Raw genomic sequence first — 17,430 nt, 5'->3', positions numbered from 1 at the left:
GGTTTCTTTTTTCAATGTAACGCAGGCAGCACGAGTGGCAATATTGTCACTCGGATTGTCTGCTTGTTTCGCACTTAGCTTGATGGCAAGCGTGTTCACTGTGAGTGAAGTTTCCGCGCATCAACAAAAGATGGCGATAAGTACTGTGTTGTTTAATCCTCGCACTCAAAATATAGAGATCATGCATCGTTTCAATCTGCATGATGCTGAGCATGCGGTAAAAGAGATCTTTGATGGTAAGGCTGACATTATCGCGAATGAAACAACGCAAGCCGACTTTGCGAAATATGTCACCGAACGCTTTGCAATTTACACCTTAGATCACAAAGCATTAGGACTTAGTTTTGTCGGCACCGAATTAGACGGTAAGCACTTTTGGGTTTATCAAGAGGCGCCAGCACCAGAAAGCTTAGATGGCATGGTTATCGAACATAATGCTTTAAGAGATATCTGGCACAAACAGACAAATACGATTAATGTAGAGGGTATGGGCGATATTCAAACTTTAACGTTTACCGATAACACGGAATTGTTGAGTGTTGAATTTAAACATCATTAATTAAAAATCCGTAAGGAAATGCTATGTCAGATAAGCAATACCGACCTTTAGACGAATTTAAGAATAAGAAGAATATAGTTTGGGTGCTCATGTCTGCATCTATGTGCTTCTTCATTCTTTTTGTACTATTCACTGGCACGAGTGTCGGCATTATTGGCTCGGTGTATAGCGTAATGTTATGGACAGGTATTTTTGGTGGTGTACTAGCGCGCTATTTTGACAAAAATGGCTGGTTAGGCTTTGGTGTTGGCAGTGTGATAGGCATGGGATGTTTTATTCTTGCTCCTATTATTCTTGCCGCCTAAGAGCACACTCTGAAACCCCGAAAAGTTCCCTCTAGCCGCTTAGCTCGGTTTGCGAAGTTAAGTGGCCTAGCCGGTGCTGTCACCGGTAATATTCTAAAAGGCACGGCTAAACAGCTCCTCAATGGCGAGCGACCATCATTTTCTCAGTCTTTGCTGACTACCGACAACGCGAACTCTATCACAGAACGATTGGCTCACATGCGCGGAGCAGCAATGAAGCTTGGTCAATTGCTATCCATGGATGCGGGAGAGTTATTACCGGCGGAGTGGGAACCTATTCTTTCTCGATTGCGCCAAAACGCAGATGCGATGCCTAAAACACAGTTAGTCGCTACCTTAGAAAATGCATGGGGCAAAGAGTGGCATAAACAATTTGCCTACTTTTCGCTGGAACCGATTGCCGCTGCGAGTATTGGTCAAGTGCATCGCGCTAAATTGCATGATGGTCGAGAGTTGGCAATCAAAGTGCAATATCCCGGCGTGAGAGAGAGCATCGATAGCGATATAGACAACGTCGTCGGTTTAATTAAATTAACCGGTGCGCTGCCCAAGCATATCAATATCGACCCTTTATTAGATGAAGCCAAAGCCCAATTAAAAACCGAAGCAGACTATTTGCAAGAAGCTCAGTTTCTTAAAGCCTACCGAGAGGATCTAGCCCAGAACGAACACTTTATTGTGCCTTTCGTTGTTGACGAGCTTACAAGTAGTGACATTCTTGCGATGGAATATGTAGAGGGTAGCAGTATCAGCTCTTTAGATGAGGGGATTAGTGGCGAGCAGCATCAAGTACTAGCGAACGATATTTGTGAAAAACTAATGGCGCTGACATATATCGAGCTATTTGACACTCAGTTAATGCAAAGTGACCCTAATTTTGCCAACTATCTCTATCAAAAGGACTCAGGAAAAATTGTCTTGTTAGATTTCGGTGCTTGTAGAACCCTGAGTGACCATACATCTGAGCACTACAAGGCCATGGCGATAGCGATGCAAAACCAAGATCGAAAAGGCATGGAGCTAGCGCTTCTTGAGTTAGGATTGATTGACAAAAACATGTCTAGCAAGGTCACTGATATCATTTTAAACGCATGCACCATTGCAAGTGAGTGCCTACAAACTAAGTATGCTAACGAAACATACAATATCAAAGCGCAAGGCTTGATAAAGCGAATACAAAACGAAACCATACCGCTCATTGCAGATAGAACAGCAACCGCGACACCAAAGTTCGATGTGGCGTTGGTCAACAGAAAAATTACAGGTATGGTACTGTTGGCAAATAAATTGGGCGCAGGATTAGATTTCAAATCTGCTTTAGCACCTTACATAAGCCCTGTGGTAATCAAAGACTAAACAAACACTTGGACGTGTGAAAAGGAGCAACATGGATACAATACTAGCGCTGGGTTTAGCACTTGTTCCCTTTATGCTAACAATACTTTTTGTTGTGTTCTTCTTGATAGGTGCCCATAAAGTGTTGCTGGGTGACAAAAGCATGCACCCCGATGCAAAGCTCCCACGGAAACTGATACTACTACTCTTGTATATTGTGGGTTTAATTGCGATAGCCATTGCTTTGCCTGTTACCGAAAGCACGCGAAACCAAGTAATTAGCCTTATTGGTATTCTACTTTCTGGTGTTATTGCGTTTAGCTCAACGACTATTGTTGCCAATGTTATGGCAGGCATTGTACTACGCTTCACCAAGCCATTTAGAACCGGCGATTTCATTCGTGTTGAAGGTTATTTTGGTCGAGTCACTGAAAAGGGTTTGTTTGATACCGAAATTCAAACCGAACAGCGAGAACTCATTGCGTTTACCAACTCTTACCTAACGTCACATCCATTGCAGGTTGTGCGCTCTTCAGGAACGATCATTTCAGCCAGCCTCTCGCTGGGTTATGACGTTCACCACGACCGTATAGACACACTACTACTGAAGGCCGCTGAATCAAGCGAGCTCAGTGATCCGTTTGTTCAAATCATTGAACTTGGTGATCACGCAATTACTTATCGCGTGTCTGGTTTGTTAACGGAAGTAAAAAGCATGATTTCGGCACGCTCTCGTTTGTATGCCAATATTTTAGATGTACTGCATGACGATAAAATTGAAATCGTTTCTCCGGGCTTTATGAATCAACGTAAACTGCCAGATGACATGGTTGTACTGCCAGCAAAAGCAAGAGCCAAAGTAAAAGTGAAAGTGAAAGAAGACGAAAAGCTGCCAGAGGATCTGATCTTTGACAAGGCTGAGCAAGCCGAAACGAAAGAACGCTCAGAGCAAGAACTACTAAAACAAATCGGCCAGCTAGAAATTGATTTGAAAGCAGCCGAAGGCGACAAGAAGGTGAGTATTCAAAACCAGCTAACCGCGACTCAAGAAGCCTTAGCAATTTTACAAGCACCCGAGATTATTGATGAAGACCGGCCATCTACAGATAAGACAGATTAGGTTGAATTTTACTAGCTCGTATCTGATCTGACACTTCGAAAGAAAAGCGTAGACCTAATTTGGTTGGCTGCTCCAAGGCAGTTTCTTGTGTGGCCGGAGATTCCTGCCTGCGCAGGAATGACGTAGGAGGTATTGGCTATGACTCCTTGTGGATGCGACCTCCCAGTCAGAACATCATGTAAAATGCAGCTTTCCTGAATTATCGTGCACATAGCTATGGCCTAATTTCTTGTGCAAAATAGCCGCTCGGCAGGGTCAGATGAGTTATGACCAATCAAGCTGAATTACGAGCCAACCAAACGTTTAGGGTGCTTTTCGCTTGTTGAAGTTCAGCTATTTTTTCATCAATAGCATTCACTTGGTCACTCAACACTTTCTCTAGGACAGGGCAGTTAGGATCTGGGTTTTTGAGCTTAGGTATCGCCTCTTTTATGGTATTCAGTGTAAAACCAACCGACTGCCCTAACTTAATGAACTTTAGCTCTCTGATGTGCCAATCTTGATAAATACGATAGCCATTTGCAGAACGTTCTGGCGGCGTAATTACGCCTACTTTTTCATAGTATCGTAAAGTCTCTTTAGCTACTCCAGTCAACTGACTTAACTTATTAGCATTCATAATTTCTCACTTTTTGTGTTTTAACACTTGACCCTGTAGTTAACTTCACACTTTATACTAAATCTAAGTTAGCGTTAAGTTGAGTTCAAAATGTCAGACATACAAACACCTCAAACAATTAAGAAGCCTCTTGATTTACTTACACTGGATAACGTGGGTATTCGAGCGTATCACTATCAACCCAATAGCGAATCTTCTGAAGATCCTACTGGAATTATAGTCATTGGAAGTGCAACCGGGGTGCCACAAGGTTTTTATAAACGCTTCGCTGAAGCAGCAGTTAGTCAGGGGTTTGAAGTCATTACTTTAGATTATAGAGGCATCGGCGAGTCGGCACCGGCAACACTTAAAGGCTATCACATGGATTATCTCGACTGGGCGAGACAAGACCTAGCCGCCGGCATTGAATATGCGCAAACTGAGCGTAGAACACGCCAACTTTCATGTCGTTTAATTATGGTGGGGCATTCCTACGGTGGCCACGCGCTTGGCCTTTTACCAAACATCGAGCATATAGATGGTGCCTATATTTTTGGTGCGGGAGCGGGTTGGCATGGTTGGATGCCAGCTCTTGAGCGCTTCAAGGTCCGCCTATTGTGGAACGTAATTGCACCTATTGTAGTGAAGCTCAATGGTTATCTTGCATGGAATAGTTTAGGCATGGGTGAGAATTTACCTCTAAACGTGTATCGCCAATGGAAACACTGGTGTAAGTTTCCCCACTACTTTTTTGACGACCCAAAAATGCAACACATGCATGAGGTGTTTGCCCGATACGACAAACCCTTGGTGGCTGTGAATGCGATAGACGACAAGTGGGCTCAACCCGCTTCAAGAGATGCGTTCTTCAAAGGCTATAAAAATGCACAAATCACCAACATTGATTTACAGCCGAGCGATTGTGGCCTGCAAAAAGTTGACCACATGGGCTACTTTAAACGCGATGCTACTGCAATCTGGGATGAAGTATTCGCGTGGGCTAAAACGCTGTGATAATAAGTAAACTGCTTATTACCAGTTACTCAAACTGAAAGGCCAGTGGCAGCACCACCGCCACTATCAGCGACCAGCAAGTATAGACAGGTAAGTAGCTCGCTACGGTGGACTCCAAGCGAGTGAATCCCTCATTCTTGCGAAGACAAACGACATATTGTTGAAGCAGTAAAATCAAATGCAGAAAGATCAGTAAGTTTGCACCCGTGACTACTATACGATTGACCGTCATCCCATATTCTGCCCAGCGAAAAATGATGGCTGAAAGGGCAATGACATTCACCACCAGCGTCGCACTGACCAACAAAACATTGACGTAGTCAGCCACTTGAACGTCTTCACTCCTCTTCTTCCCAGAGATGGAAAAAACGGTTAAGGCCAAAATGAGTATGAGTAGGCCATTGAAGTTGATTAGAAAGTTTCTGTCGGTGAATGGGCTATTGCCTTGTAAAAAGCTCGCAAACAAATAGGCCAACACGGTAATAAGAAACAAAGGCGAAAATACATTTGCGAGTATCGGGGCAAACTTTGTTTGTCGATTTAATGTGGTATCAAACAGATAAGTTGCTACAAGAGGCGCAGATACTAAGCCCAAAACGATCACATACTCTGAATACCATTGCATGATGTCTAAATCGATAACTGAAAATAGACCCAAAGTAATACCAGTAAGTACCATGCCACCTAATAGAATAAGCACAGTGTAAATGCCCACCTCTCCGATATATCTGATGAACTTTAAACGAGCAGCAGCACTCTTCCAGTCATCAGACATGAAGCTGAATGCTAGCAAGCTAAAACACACTAAAGGAAAATGCAGAAGCGCCATTACTATTGAGGCAGAGTTTTCATCAAAGGGTAGCACCAGAAGATAAACCACATAGGCGACAAGGCTTGGTGCGACCAACTTGATAGTATTGGCCTTAGGTGCCGACTGTAGAAAGTACATAATCAATGAAGTAAGCACAATCAAAGGGACAAAACGTGGATAGTACCAATCGCCTTCAACTTGAAAAAATACGGGGATTTTCACTAAAAAGGTCGCTAGTAGACAAACGCCGAGCAAAAACAAAAAGGAGGTGTGAGTGAATGAGCTTGGTGCATTGTAATGGATGCGAGCATGCCAAACCTTCAAGGTTTCGGAGTCGCGATTGACTTCCATAGCACGGGATAACTCAGCCTTAAACGATTCTGGCGACTTTCGATAAGCCTCTTCTAACATGTCAGGTTGTTGTAGCTTATCTAAAATTGTATTCCCGTTATCGTCAGCGCTCATTCTAGTTATCTATACATTAATGTTTGTAATACTTAGTCTAACGTAAAAGCTCTAATAACAAAGCGCTTTGTAATGTTGCTTAAGTGAGGTTTTTATCCTAATCTCAATGATACACTAAGCCCACTCTGAAAGGATGCCACCATGCGTATTTCCGCATTACTACTTGTTAGCTCTATTTCCATATTCGGGTGCTCTCCAGCAGAGCCTGAAGCAAATTCTACACAGATGTCTGAAGCTCAGTCGATGAATGTGCCCACTAGCGAAGAGATTCAAGCTGAAAGCGCTCGTTTAAACGCTTGGTTTGATAAAAAATATGAAGAGCAGGTGATGCAGAGTCCGACTCAACTTGCTTATCTTGGCCGCGATGAGCGCCAAAATGAAATAGATGACTTTTCAGAGGCTGGTTATGACGCGTATGTCGAGATGCATGCAAAGCAATTGGCAGAACTCAAAAGTAGCTTTGACTACGACAAGCTCAACGAGGAGACCAAAATCTCCTATGATCTTTGGGTTTACCTTGCCGAGCAGATTGCTGAAGAAGACAAGTTTCGTTACAACACATATGTGTTTGAACAAATGGGAGCAATGCATAGCTTTTTCCCACAATTATTGATTGCTATCCATCGTGTTGAAAACCAGCAAGATATGGAAAACTATCTGTCCAGAATTAGTGAAAGTGCAAGAGCAATTAAGCAACTTATCGAATTTTCAAAAACAGCAGCAGAGAAGGGCGTACGTCCCCCTTACTTCGCCTTTGACGCAGTCATTTCTGAATCAAAGAAAATCATATCTGGTCAACCTTTTGATGAAACAGATAATGATAGTGACTTGTGGGCGGATGCTAAATCTAAAATTGACGGTTTAGTTAGCAATGAGGCAATAACGCAAAAAAGTGCTGATGAGCTATTAGCAAAAATTAAAACTGCGTTGTTGAATGACTTTAAACCTGCTTATGAAGCACTTATTGCTTGGCAAGAAGAAGATAAAGTAAATGCGGGTACAAAAGCACTCGGCGCAGGTGACCTTCCAGATGGTAAAAATTACTACAATGAGCGCTTATCGAACCAAACTACAACCAGTTTAAGCGCAGATGAAATCCATGAGATTGGCCTGAAAGATGTAGCAAGGTTGCGTGAAGAGATGAAAGCTGTTCAACAAGAATTTGGCTTTGAAGGCACGTTACAGGAATTTTTCGTATTTTTACGTGATACGAAGGACGACGAACGCTTATATTACCCGAACACGGATGAAGGTCGCCAAGGTTATATCGACGATGCAACCGCTGCCATCAACAAGATCAAAGAACAACTACCCAATTACTTTGGCATTCTTCCTAAAGCTGACATGGTAGTGAAAAGAGTCGAGGCATTTAGAGAGCAAGACGGTGCTGCGCAACATTATATGGCATCCACGCCGGATGGCTCACGTCCTGGCGTTTATTACGCGCATCTTTCTGATATGACAGCCATGCCGAAACGAGAACTAGAGGTTATTGCATATCATGAAGGTTTACCGGGTCATCACATGCAATTAGCAATTTCACTAGAGCTAAGCGGCTTACCTACCTTTAGAAAGCAAAGCTATTTGAATGCTTATGGCGAAGGCTGGGCGCTTTATTCAGAACTACTAGCGAAAGAAATGCCAGGAACTTACGAAGATCCTTTGTCTGATTTCGGTCGTTTAGGCTCAGAGATGTGGCGTGCTATTCGCTTAGTTGTTGATACTGGCTTGCACGCCAAAGGTTGGAGTGAAGAGCAAGCGATCCGTTATTTTCAAGAAAACTCTGCTATTACTAATGAGCAAGGATTATCTGAAGTGCGTCGCTATTTAGTGCTCCCTGGTCAGGCAACGGGTTATAAAATTGGAATGATCAAGATTCAAGAACTGCGCAAAAGAGCAGAAGATACTCTCGGCGATAAGTTCGACATTCGAGCATTCCATGACACCATCTTAGGCGGTGGCGGCTTGCCGTTAACTATCCTTGAGCGCAAAGTAGATGCTTGGATAGCAGCGTCCCTATAAAAAAAATAACTTCATTTTTGTTCCTGGTGATCTTTAGCAATCGGTGTATTCGAGCGTTAAAGTGGGCGTAAACGTTCAACGTGCCGTGGCGCGGAGTTCAGTTTGCGTTCAGCTAGATGCGTTACTATCAGATTCTACTATGCTTTAGAAAAGCCCACGATTGCTTGGACAAATTATGCGAAAACAATACTCTTTAATTAGCGTCATTCTCAGTCTCTTTTTTATTTCAGCCTGCACCAGCTCAGGTGAGATACATAACAGTGCACGCAATCAAATGGTAACAACGTTCTACGCAACGGTAGAATCGATGCAAGAGGTTGAATTTGAGTCTCATGTCGAAGAAGGTGCTGCCATTGGTGCTATAGATGGTTTACTTTCTAATGCCTACGGCGATAGCAGAGACCGGTTATTTGGGGCAATGTGGGGAGCATTTTTTGGCGCATTGGTCACTTCAATTGTAGAAGGTGATACCGACGGGTATCAGTATCAGTTAGAAGATTTATATGGCGACAACCACACCGTCATTTTGGAGGATAGCAAGGCGACTGTTGGAGATTGCGTATTAGTTACCGTATCGGGTGTCGTCGATATCGACCTAGTTTCTGATGACTACTGTTACGAATAAAGTTAACAAAAAGACGAGAATAATACATGACTCAATATTGGCTTTTCAAAACCGAACCCGATGCTTTTAGCATAGATGATTTGGCCGCCTGCCCAAATAAACGTGAGGGCTGGGACGGTATTCGTAACTACCAAGCTCGTAACTTTATGCGCGACCAAATGCTCGTTGGCGACAAAGCATTTATTTATCATTCTAGTTGCAAGGATGTGGGCATTGTAGGCTTAGCTAAGGTTAGCCAAACCGGCCTTGTAGACCCTTTACAGTTTGAACCGGAAAGTAAGTACTTTGACCCCAAATCGAGCCCCGACAATCCTCGTTGGGTTATGGTTGAACTAGAACATGTAGAGACTTTTAATAACATACTCAGCTTAAAAACGATTAAGAACATGCCAAGCATCAGTGAAATTGGTCTTGTTAAAAAAGGCGGGCGCTTATCGATCATGCCAGTATCTGAAAACGAGTTTCAGCTTCTACTGTCAGCGGCGAAACAGTCCTAAATTACAAACGGTTTCATAGCGATTTGATGTGCCCATGTTGGTATTGCCGTCTAGTAGGGTATTGCCGCTTAGTATGGTTGTTCCATAGAGAACGGCATCTCAGTCAGATCACTGGCTTTAACTGGGTTGCCAATCATCTCATCGTAGGGAGAGTCATGAACCATCACTGATTTTTCAACCTCGCAGTGTTCAAATAGGTCTCTTACCATTTGCGAATTATGAAAGCGCATTGGACTGTCTTTTTTATCTGTCACAAACCCAGATTGCCCATCTACCGTTATTTTTACTAGGTAAACATTCATTTCAAATGATTGAACTTCTAAACGCTCTATTTTGAGCGGCTTTTTCGCAATTTGCGACATGGGGAACTTGATATTCATATTGAGTTAATCTTTTTCGTCTATATTTATATGAGCAGTGGGCAACCAAGCCAGTGATTTACTTGTTACCGGTTCTTTAGCTTATTACGCGAAACATGCCGTTCAGTTCAAATCTAGTTAATTCGAACATCACTTCGGTATGGCTAAAAGCAAGTTGAACCTTGTCCAATGGCAATAGTCGTAATAAGTATGGTCTGTTAACCTGTGTGTTTAATTTTTTATTGTTACGTCAATTAGGGAGCTAATCTATGTCTGAACAAGAAACGCAAACGTCTAGTCAAATGGCACAAATGAAGCCATATCTTATTGCGGCTGGGGTGCTTTTTGTGATCTTGTTAGTGGCTTTTTTCTGGCCCTCTAGTAGCGAGCCAGAGACAATCGTTTCTCAGCCTGTCGCGGTGGAGATAGAGCCTGAGCAAAGTGCATTCAATGACGAATCTTTAAATAACCTCAATAGCGCCGATGCGGGTCAACGCAATGTGCCTGAGCCGGACGTATTTGAAGGCACACCAGAAATCCAATCCCTAGAGCTTGAAGCTAACGATGAAACGCCACCACCTCCCTCAATGGAAATTGAACCAGAGCCTTTAGACGAAAGTGATGGTGCGGTAAAAAGTGCCTTACTTGCCATAGCTGAGTCTCCGCTAGTAGCAAAATACTTAGTGGATGAAGGTCTTTTGCAAAAGTTTGTGATTAACGTAAACAATATAGCAAATGAAGAAATGTCGCCTAACCACAGCTTACTGACTAAGCCAGATTCTAGTTTCAGAATATATCAGCAAGCAGATAGAGAATGGATAGATGCGGCCAGCTTCAAAAGATATAACAGCTATGTTGATGCATTAGAATCAATGAGTACCGATGACTTGCTCTCTTTGCTGGACACTTATCGCCCGATTATTGAAGAAAAGTATGCCGAGATCTCCATGCCTAATTCCTCTTTTGATACTACCTTGCTGGATGCCATCAATGAATTGTTGGACACGCCTGTAGTACCACTGCCAATAGAGGTTTATTCCGACAGTGTGATGTATAAGTATCGCGATGATAAATTAGAAAACTTGTCAGGCCCACAAAAGCAGTTGTTGCGCACTGGCCCAGAGAATACACGTCGAATCAAAGACATTCTTCGAGATTTAAAAGATGCTCTGCAGGACCGTTAAATGGATTTAGGTGCAATCGCCCAGCAACTGAGTGATTCTGGCGCGAATAAACAATCCTTACCGCCTGTCGACAAATGGGATCCACCTTTTTGTGGTGACATGAATTTGGTCATCAAAAACAATGGCGACTGGTGGCACGAAGGCACACCCTTCACACGAGCAAAGCTGGTCCACTTGCTCGCTAGTGTCTTAAAGAAAGAGGACTTCAATTACTTCTTGGTGACACCGGTTGAGAAAATCGGAATTCAGGTCGAGGACGTGCCTTTTATCATTGTTGATTGGCAGCAAACAGAGAAAGGCCTAAGCGTAAAAACACAAATTGGTGACGAGTTTATACTGAGTGAAGATCACCCTGTCGAATTACGTGAATTCAACGGAACCGAAGTCCCCTATTGTCTGGTAAGACGGAACTTATGGGCTAGGCTACACCAAAACGTGCTATATCAATGGGTCGATCTTGCCGAAACGAAGCAAAATGAAGGAAAGCGTTTTTTGCAAATCAGCAGCGCTGACTATCACTTCAATATTGGAAGCTATTAAGGCATTTTCACTATTTTGTTTTGGCATCGGTAAACCAAAGCGGTAATCTTACGTATTTACTTTTCTCAGCTTATTTATTCACAGGAAATCGTACGGGCTTGTTGCCAAACATACCTAAGTCTTACTCAATTACACTTCGAGTTTTGTAGGAAATCAGGTATAGTCTCTCGCATAAAATTCGTACGCTTAAAAACTTATGACTAATTCAGACACCAAGTTATCAATAAAGACCATTGTAAAAGCAATCAAGGACGAAGAAAAATTGCTTCGAGAGAAGTATAAGATCTTATCTCATCAAGACATGCTTGGATTAGGCATCCTGCTTGTTTCTTTCAGTGCCCTTGTGGGTGTGGCTTCGCTTTATTTTTACGACCTTATTCCTGCGTGGGTTTGCGTATTACTGGCCGCGGTTATCACCTCTATATCGCATGAATTAGAACACGATTTGATCCACAAACAGTATTTTAGTAATCGCCCGATGATGCATAACTTTATGATGCTCATGGTGTGGATAATGCGCCCGAATACCATCAACCCATGGTATCGTCGCAAAATACATTTACATCATCATAAAACATCAGGTACACAGCAAGATCTAGAAGAGCGCTTAGTGGGTAACGGCATCAAAAACCCTTTCCTACGGTTCTTAGTTATTGTTGACGGCTTATTAGGTCTAGTCGTATTCCGCAAGCGCTACAACAAAGAAATTGATGGCTTTAGTTTCGGTAGAGTCTTCCACGCTGCGTTCCCAATAGCGACGGCCTATTTTGTCGTTCTTTACAGCGTGATTGTTTATCACTTACTAAACTTGGTAGTGCCGCTTGAAAGTTATATGCCAGCTTGGGGATTATCAGTTTTATCTGTATTTGAATTCTTGATGGTTGTGTTGGTATTGCCTAACATCATCCGCTCAAGCTCTTTAAACTTTGTCACGTCGTCTATGCACTACTATGGCAACGTGAACAACGTATACGAACAAACACACGTGTTAACTAGCCGCTTGTACGCGCCCTTCCACCTGTTCTGCTTTAACTTTGGTAAAACGCATACTATCCATCACTTTGTGCCGAATCAGCCGTTTTATTTGCGCCAACTGATCAGTGATAAGATATTGAAAGTGATGAAAGAACAGGGCGTTCGTTTTAACGATTTTGAAAGTATTAAGAACGCCAATTTATATAGCAAATAAGCTCTAGCTCGCATTCCAATACTGGCTTTCGGAGACAGTTATTTGTCTCCGAAAGCGTTAGTCATTCCAACCATTCTTTGTATATTCTCTGAAAGCGACCGTGCGTTGTCTTCCATCTCTTGGGCCAAGGCCGAGTTAGCATCAGCAACACTTTGAATACCATCAATGTGCATCTCAATTTCATTGCACATGCTGTCCTGTGAACCCGTTGAATCAACAATACCGGTTAAGTGATTCGATATGCCGTCAATCATGGTGTAGATTTCTTGGATCGAATCTGCAGATTGATTAGCTTGCTCTGTACTGGCTACCGCATTGTCTCGGCTATCGTGCATTTTCACTACCCACTCTTTTAGCGTTTCACGCATTTGGGCAAGGCTATTCATTGTATTGGCGGCCGATTCTTGCGTCCGAGTCGACAAAGCTCTAACTTCATCAGCAACTACCGAGAAGCCCCGACCCGATTCACCCGCTCTAGCAGCCTCTATCGCCGCGTTTAAGGCCAGTAAGTTAGTTTGGTCAGCAATGGAGTCTATTTCACCAATCGTTTCTGAGACTTTGTCTGAGGCCTGCATGAGCTCATCTGCCGTCACAGAAGCTTGTTCAACAACTTCAGATAGACCACTGACACCATCGCGCCCCTTGATAATCAATTCACGCGCCTCTGCACACTGTTCATTCGTGAGCTTCACTCGCTGATTAGTTGCTTCTGTGCTGCTCATTACCGTTTGACTGCCTGCTGTCATCATTTTCACGGCATTTGAGATTTTTTCCATCTCAGCTTTTTGCTGATGGATACCTTGGGTGGTTCGTTCAACAATAGCCAGCGTATTTTGTGCAATGTTGTTTAACTCTCGCGTTGCATCTAGGGTTCTTCCAAGGATGGTACGTCGCATGGCTTTGTTCATACCCAAATGAAATTTTACGATACCTGAAATGCCCCGGCCCGCCAGAATGTAACGGCTCACACTGTCATATTCAGTTTTAAGGTCGAATGCCATTTTGGGGATCTCAATCAGCTCAGTTTTAAATATAACCAAACCTGTCATTGCCAGAGCAATAATTGAAAAACCAGCATACCAGTCAGATACAAACGAAGTGAAAATGGCAACCACCGCGATGATGACTAAAAATAAGCGTGTTTTTTGTGAATAGCTAAGTTCAGAGCTCTGTGGCTTTTTCCCTTCATTGATCAGTGCATAGAACTCTGTCGCTCGTTGAATTTGGATTTTTTCAGGTTTTACACGAACCGATTGGTAACCAACTAATTCTTCGCCATCATAGACAGGAGTCACGAAGGCATCGACCCAATAGTAACGTCCATCCTTACATAGGTTCTTAACGATTCCATGCCATGACTCACCCTTCTTTAGATGGTCCCACATATCTTTATATGCGGCTTTTGGCATATCGGGGTGCCTGACAATATTGTGATTTTTACCCACAAGTTCGTCGACGGAATACCCCGCTACTTCGCAAAAAACAGGATTGGCATAAGTGATTATGCCTCTAGTATCCGTTGTAGAAACCAACTCGTAGTTGTCGGGATAAACGACTTCTTCGTTGATGATTGCTTGGTCACGCCGCATAGATAACACCTTCAAAATCGAAACTTACAAATTTCGACTCTCTGTAAACAAATTAAAACCCTATTTTGCGCATTCCCTTCATATTCCTTTGATTTGCTGAAAAATATATCCTAATGTGTAGCTACAAAAATAAGATAACGCATGGAACTAACAATGAAAACATCTCTCTTGCCTCTTTCTAAAATCATTGGGGCAACGGCTGCTCTGCTACTGGCTTTTCAAGCTCAAGCTGCAACACACATTTTTGCGAGCAAGCTTATCACCTCACAAGATTCTAAAAGCCAAAGTGATATGACTGTTATCGTCGATAACAACAAAATCATTAAGATTGTAGAAGGAAAAGATGAGGGTGGCGAAGGTGATGTTTTTATCGATTTAAGTGGTAGCACCTTGATGCCTGGCTTAATGGATATGCATGTCCATTTGTCCTTTCAAAATGAAGGACCGTCGAGCTACATGAAGCGCTTCACTTCGAATGAAGCTGACTACGCCATTGCCGCGGTTGATTATGCTGAGAAAACCTTAATGTCTGGGTTTACCACAGTGCGCAATCTAGGTGACATGAAAAATGAAACAGTGGCATTGCGCAACTCCATTAACAAAGGGGTGACCTTAGGTCCACGCATCTATACCTCTGCAAAGTCGATCGCAACTACCGGCGGACATGCTGATCCAAGCAATGGCATGAGTCATGACCAAATGGGTAACCCGGGCCCACAAGAAGGCGTTGTTAACGGCGTGGCTGAGGCTAGAAAAGCAGTAAGACAACGTTATAAAGATGGTGCTGATCTTATTAAAATCACGGCAACTGGCGGCGTACTCAGTGTTGCCAAAAGCGGTCAAAATCCACAATTTATGACCGATGAGCTTGAAGCCATCGTGCAAACAGCAAAAGACTACGGCATGACGGTAGCAGTGCATGCTCATGGTAAAGAAGGCATGAAGCGCGCAATTTTAGCGGGCGTCGATTCTATCGAGCATGGCACCTATATGGATCGTGAAGTCATTAAGTTAATGCGCAAGCATGATGTGTATTATGTTCCTACGATTTTAGCGGGTAACTTTGTTGCAGAAAAAGCCAAAATCGATGGATACTTTCCTGATATCGTTCGTCCCAAAGCGGCTGCTATCGGGCCTCTTATCCAAAAGACTTTCGCGCGAGCACATGAGAATGGCGTATTGATTGCCTACGGAACCGACTCAGGTGTTTCAGCACACGGCAACAACGGCCAAGAGTTTGCCCTTATGGTAGAAGCTGGAATGTCAGAAATGGACGCGATTCGCTCAGCAACCGTCAATGCCGCCAAGCTACTTAAAATAGACAACGAACTGGGTACAGTCAGTGTTGGTAAATTAGCCGATTTGGTTGCCGTGAAGGGTGACCCATTAGAAGATATTTCGTTGTTGGAAAACATAGACTTCGTAATGAAAGACGGTGTTGTAGTAAAACAAAAATAATCATTGTTCACTGCCCTTGATGGGTATAGTAAACTTTGCGATAAAAAACAAAAGAGGTGCAATCCACCTCTTTTTTATTGCGCATTCATGCGTGCTTACCAGCGAGAAATCAGCCTCACATGTCCATCAAAAAGAAGATGAAACGACTTATTAATTCAAAGTATATGCTTCCTGGTATTACTTTAGCCTCGTTTCTTGAATCAACTGTCGTTCCCATCCCATTAGAGGCTCTCATGGTGCCGGTCATGCAAAAGCGCCGTGAGAGCTTATGGTTAATTGCCTTACTTGCTACCGTCGGCTGCTTATTAGGCGCACTGCTTGGTTATGCCTTCGGATACTTCTTATTTGATTTGACCCGTGACTTTGTTATGCAGCACATCACAACTGAAGCACAATTTACTCGTTTTCAGGAACGCATGGAAACTGATGGCTTTTGGTTCACTTTTAGTACTGGCGTTACCCCTATTCCACTGCAGATTGCAATGTTAGCAGCGGGTGTCGCGGCATACTCATTGCCATTATTTATGCTGGCAACGGCTATTGGCAGAGTCATCCGCTATTTTGGTTTGGCCGTGCTGGTTTATTATTTTGGTGATAAAACCGAAAAGCTAGTGAAAAAGTATAAATGGCAAACCGGGCTGATTGCGCTGGTCATCGTTATCACTATATGGTGGTTTATGTTGACCTAGTCAGCCCAAAGAATAATGAGCACAGTTAATTCGTTTCATGTGAAACGTAATAGCAACAATTTGTGTCTATACTGTGTACAAGTAAGATCGTAAAGAAGTAACAATTTATAATAACAAACGTGAGATAACGACAAAGGAAAAATCAATGAAAAAGTTAGTTTCCCTCAGTATGGTATGCGCACTATTAAGTGCATCTGCATTAGTCAGTGCAGACCCAATTAAAGAAAAGATTGAAGCAGCGATGGCATCAGACCTGCGCACCCAAGCTGAGGTTGATCGAGATAGAAATCGTCGACCTGTGCAAACACTGACATTCTTTGAAGTCGAAGACGACATGAAGGTGGTGGAGTTGATCCCTGGTGGCGGTTGGTATACTAAGTTGTTAGCACCAGCGCTAAATGAAAAAGGCGAATACTTCGCAGCCATTGGCACTAGTCGTATCGAAACGAACCTATCAGATAAACCTGGTTTCGAAAAAATGCGTATCGTCGCCAAAGACGCTGAATTGTATAGAGAAGAAGGAGCACGTTTCTATTCAATGAAGGCGACTGACTTAGGCGTAACAGACGCAGATGTTGTGCTGACATTTAGAAACTATCATAACTTCAGCGAGCAGGGTCGCAAGAAAATGAATGAACTGGCGTTCAATGCGCTAAAGCCAGGTGGTATTTATGGTGTTGTTGATCACACTGCACGTCACATGGAACCGCAAAATAGTAGTAACCGTCGTAGAATCGACCCAGTGCTTGCTATCAAAGAAATTCAAGAAGCTGGTTTTGTGCTAGTCGACTTCAGCACACTACATTATCGTGAAGATGATGAGCTTGAATATGAAGTCGGTGCTAAATCAGTATCAGGTAACACTGACCGCTGGACCATTAAGTTCATGAAGCCCAAAAGCTAAATAACAGCAAAAAAGGGGTCAGAGTTAATTTAAAAAGGGGTCAGAGTTAATTATTTTTCGCGGTTTGTTCAGGCCCTCAATAATATAAACCTTCAAATGGCATGGATGCCATTTGGGAGCGGGCAGGATGCCGAAAAGCGTGTTTATATTATTGAGGGCCTGTTCAA

General features: G+C 43.0%; 18 protein-coding genes. 14 read left to right on the top strand and 4 right to left on the bottom strand.

Translation table 11 applies throughout. From position 1 onward, the window contains the following. Positions 1–82 precede the first annotated feature (82 nt). From RM556_RS12260 to RM556_RS12245, 4 genes are all read left to right on the top strand, one after another. Positions 83–559, top strand: a complete 477-nt coding sequence (locus RM556_RS12260) for a DUF6702 family protein (protein ID WP_311374806.1) — start codon at positions 83–85, stop codon at positions 557–559. A gap of 23 nt (positions 560–582) precedes the next feature. Continuing rightward, on the top strand, positions 583–864 hold the full coding sequence (locus tag RM556_RS12255) for a hypothetical protein (protein WP_311362522.1): 282 nt from the start codon (positions 583–585) through the stop codon (positions 862–864). A 198-nt stretch (positions 865–1,062) separates the two neighbouring features. Further along, positions 1,063–2,220 (top strand): AarF/ABC1/UbiB kinase family protein, encoded by a 1,158-nt coding sequence (locus RM556_RS12250; protein WP_311362523.1) that lies wholly within the window; start codon positions 1,063–1,065, stop codon positions 2,218–2,220. Between the two features lie 31 nt (positions 2,221–2,251). After that, entirely contained in the window at positions 2,252–3,319 is a 1,068-nt protein-coding gene (locus tag RM556_RS12245) for a mechanosensitive ion channel family protein (RefSeq protein WP_311374717.1), read from the top strand. A gap of 274 nt (positions 3,320–3,593) precedes the next feature. Here RM556_RS12245 and RM556_RS12240 read toward each other — a convergent pair whose 3' ends face one another. Then, positions 3,594–3,938, bottom strand: a complete 345-nt coding sequence (locus RM556_RS12240) for a MerR family transcriptional regulator (protein WP_311362525.1) — start codon at positions 3,936–3,938, stop codon at positions 3,594–3,596. A 90-nt stretch (positions 3,939–4,028) separates the two neighbouring features. On the opposite strand from RM556_RS12240, the gene RM556_RS12235 reads away from it, so the two are divergent. Beyond that, positions 4,029–4,931, top strand: a complete 903-nt coding sequence (locus tag RM556_RS12235) for an alpha/beta fold hydrolase (RefSeq protein ID WP_311374716.1) — start codon at positions 4,029–4,031, stop codon at positions 4,929–4,931. A 25-nt stretch (positions 4,932–4,956) separates the two neighbouring features. On the opposite strand, the gene RM556_RS12230 is transcribed toward RM556_RS12235, so the two are convergent. Then, complete coding sequence (locus RM556_RS12230) at positions 4,957–6,207, bottom strand: hypothetical protein (RefSeq protein WP_311374715.1); 1,251 nt, start codon at positions 6,205–6,207, stop codon at positions 4,957–4,959. A 141-nt stretch (positions 6,208–6,348) separates the two neighbouring features. Between RM556_RS12230 and RM556_RS12225 the strand changes: the two genes are divergently transcribed. From RM556_RS12225 to RM556_RS12215, 3 genes are all read left to right on the top strand, one after another. Next, a complete protein-coding gene (locus tag RM556_RS12225; protein WP_311374714.1) occupies positions 6,349–8,229 on the top strand; it encodes a DUF885 domain-containing protein in 1,881 nt (626 codons plus the stop codon). A 175-nt stretch (positions 8,230–8,404) separates the two neighbouring features. After that, positions 8,405–8,854 carry a hypothetical protein gene (locus RM556_RS12220; protein ID WP_311362529.1) on the top strand — a complete coding sequence of 150 codons (450 nt, stop codon included), beginning with the start codon at positions 8,405–8,407 and terminating at the stop codon, positions 8,852–8,854. Positions 8,855–8,880: 26 nt separating this feature from the next. Beyond that, a complete protein-coding gene (locus RM556_RS12215; protein WP_311362530.1) occupies positions 8,881–9,351 on the top strand; it encodes an EVE domain-containing protein in 471 nt (156 codons plus the stop codon). A 68-nt stretch (positions 9,352–9,419) separates the two neighbouring features. Here the strand turns inward: RM556_RS12215 and RM556_RS12210 are convergent, their stop codons facing one another. Beyond that, positions 9,420–9,731 (bottom strand): DUF6482 family protein, encoded by a 312-nt coding sequence (locus tag RM556_RS12210; protein WP_311362531.1) that lies wholly within the window; start codon positions 9,729–9,731, stop codon positions 9,420–9,422. Positions 9,732–9,979: 248 nt separating this feature from the next. Between RM556_RS12210 and RM556_RS12205 the strand changes: the two genes are divergently transcribed. From RM556_RS12205 to RM556_RS12195, 3 genes are all read left to right on the top strand, one after another. Further along, positions 9,980–10,894 carry a DUF3014 domain-containing protein gene (locus tag RM556_RS12205; protein ID WP_311362532.1) on the top strand — a complete coding sequence of 305 codons (915 nt, stop codon included), beginning with the start codon at positions 9,980–9,982 and terminating at the stop codon, positions 10,892–10,894. After that, positions 10,895–11,434, top strand: coding sequence for a DUF1285 domain-containing protein (locus tag RM556_RS12200; protein WP_311362533.1), 540 nt, complete (start codon positions 10,895–10,897; stop codon positions 11,432–11,434). 196 nt (positions 11,435–11,630) lie between these two features. Continuing rightward, entirely contained in the window at positions 11,631–12,623 is a 993-nt protein-coding gene (locus RM556_RS12195; protein ID WP_311362534.1) for a fatty acid desaturase, read from the top strand. A gap of 38 nt (positions 12,624–12,661) precedes the next feature. Here the strand turns inward: RM556_RS12195 and RM556_RS12190 are convergent, their stop codons facing one another. Further along, complete coding sequence (locus tag RM556_RS12190; protein ID WP_311374713.1) at positions 12,662–14,212, bottom strand: methyl-accepting chemotaxis protein; 1,551 nt, start codon at positions 14,210–14,212, stop codon at positions 12,662–12,664. A 153-nt stretch (positions 14,213–14,365) separates the two neighbouring features. On the opposite strand from RM556_RS12190, the gene RM556_RS12185 reads away from it, so the two are divergent. The 3 genes from RM556_RS12185 (at position 14,366) to RM556_RS12175 (ending at position 17,263) form a co-directional block, all read left to right on the top strand. Beyond that, entirely contained in the window at positions 14,366–15,670 is a 1,305-nt protein-coding gene (locus RM556_RS12185; protein WP_311362536.1) for an amidohydrolase family protein, read from the top strand. 119 nt (positions 15,671–15,789) lie between these two features. Next, positions 15,790–16,359 carry a VTT domain-containing protein gene (locus tag RM556_RS12180; protein ID WP_311374712.1) on the top strand — a complete coding sequence of 190 codons (570 nt, stop codon included), beginning with the start codon at positions 15,790–15,792 and terminating at the stop codon, positions 16,357–16,359. Positions 16,360–16,504: 145 nt separating this feature from the next. Further along, the gene (locus tag RM556_RS12175) at positions 16,505–17,263 is read left to right on the top strand and encodes a methyltransferase (RefSeq protein WP_311362538.1); all 759 of its coding nucleotides are present in this window, start codon (positions 16,505–16,507) and stop codon (positions 17,261–17,263) included. Positions 17,264–17,430: the final 167 nt, after the last annotated feature.

The organism is Alteromonas sp. W364 (genome assembly GCF_031846205.1).
In the GTDB taxonomy this organism is placed as follows: Bacteria; Pseudomonadota; Gammaproteobacteria; order Enterobacterales; family Alteromonadaceae; genus Glaciecola; species Glaciecola blandensis.
This window is presented reverse-complemented; position numbering and strand designations above follow the sequence as displayed.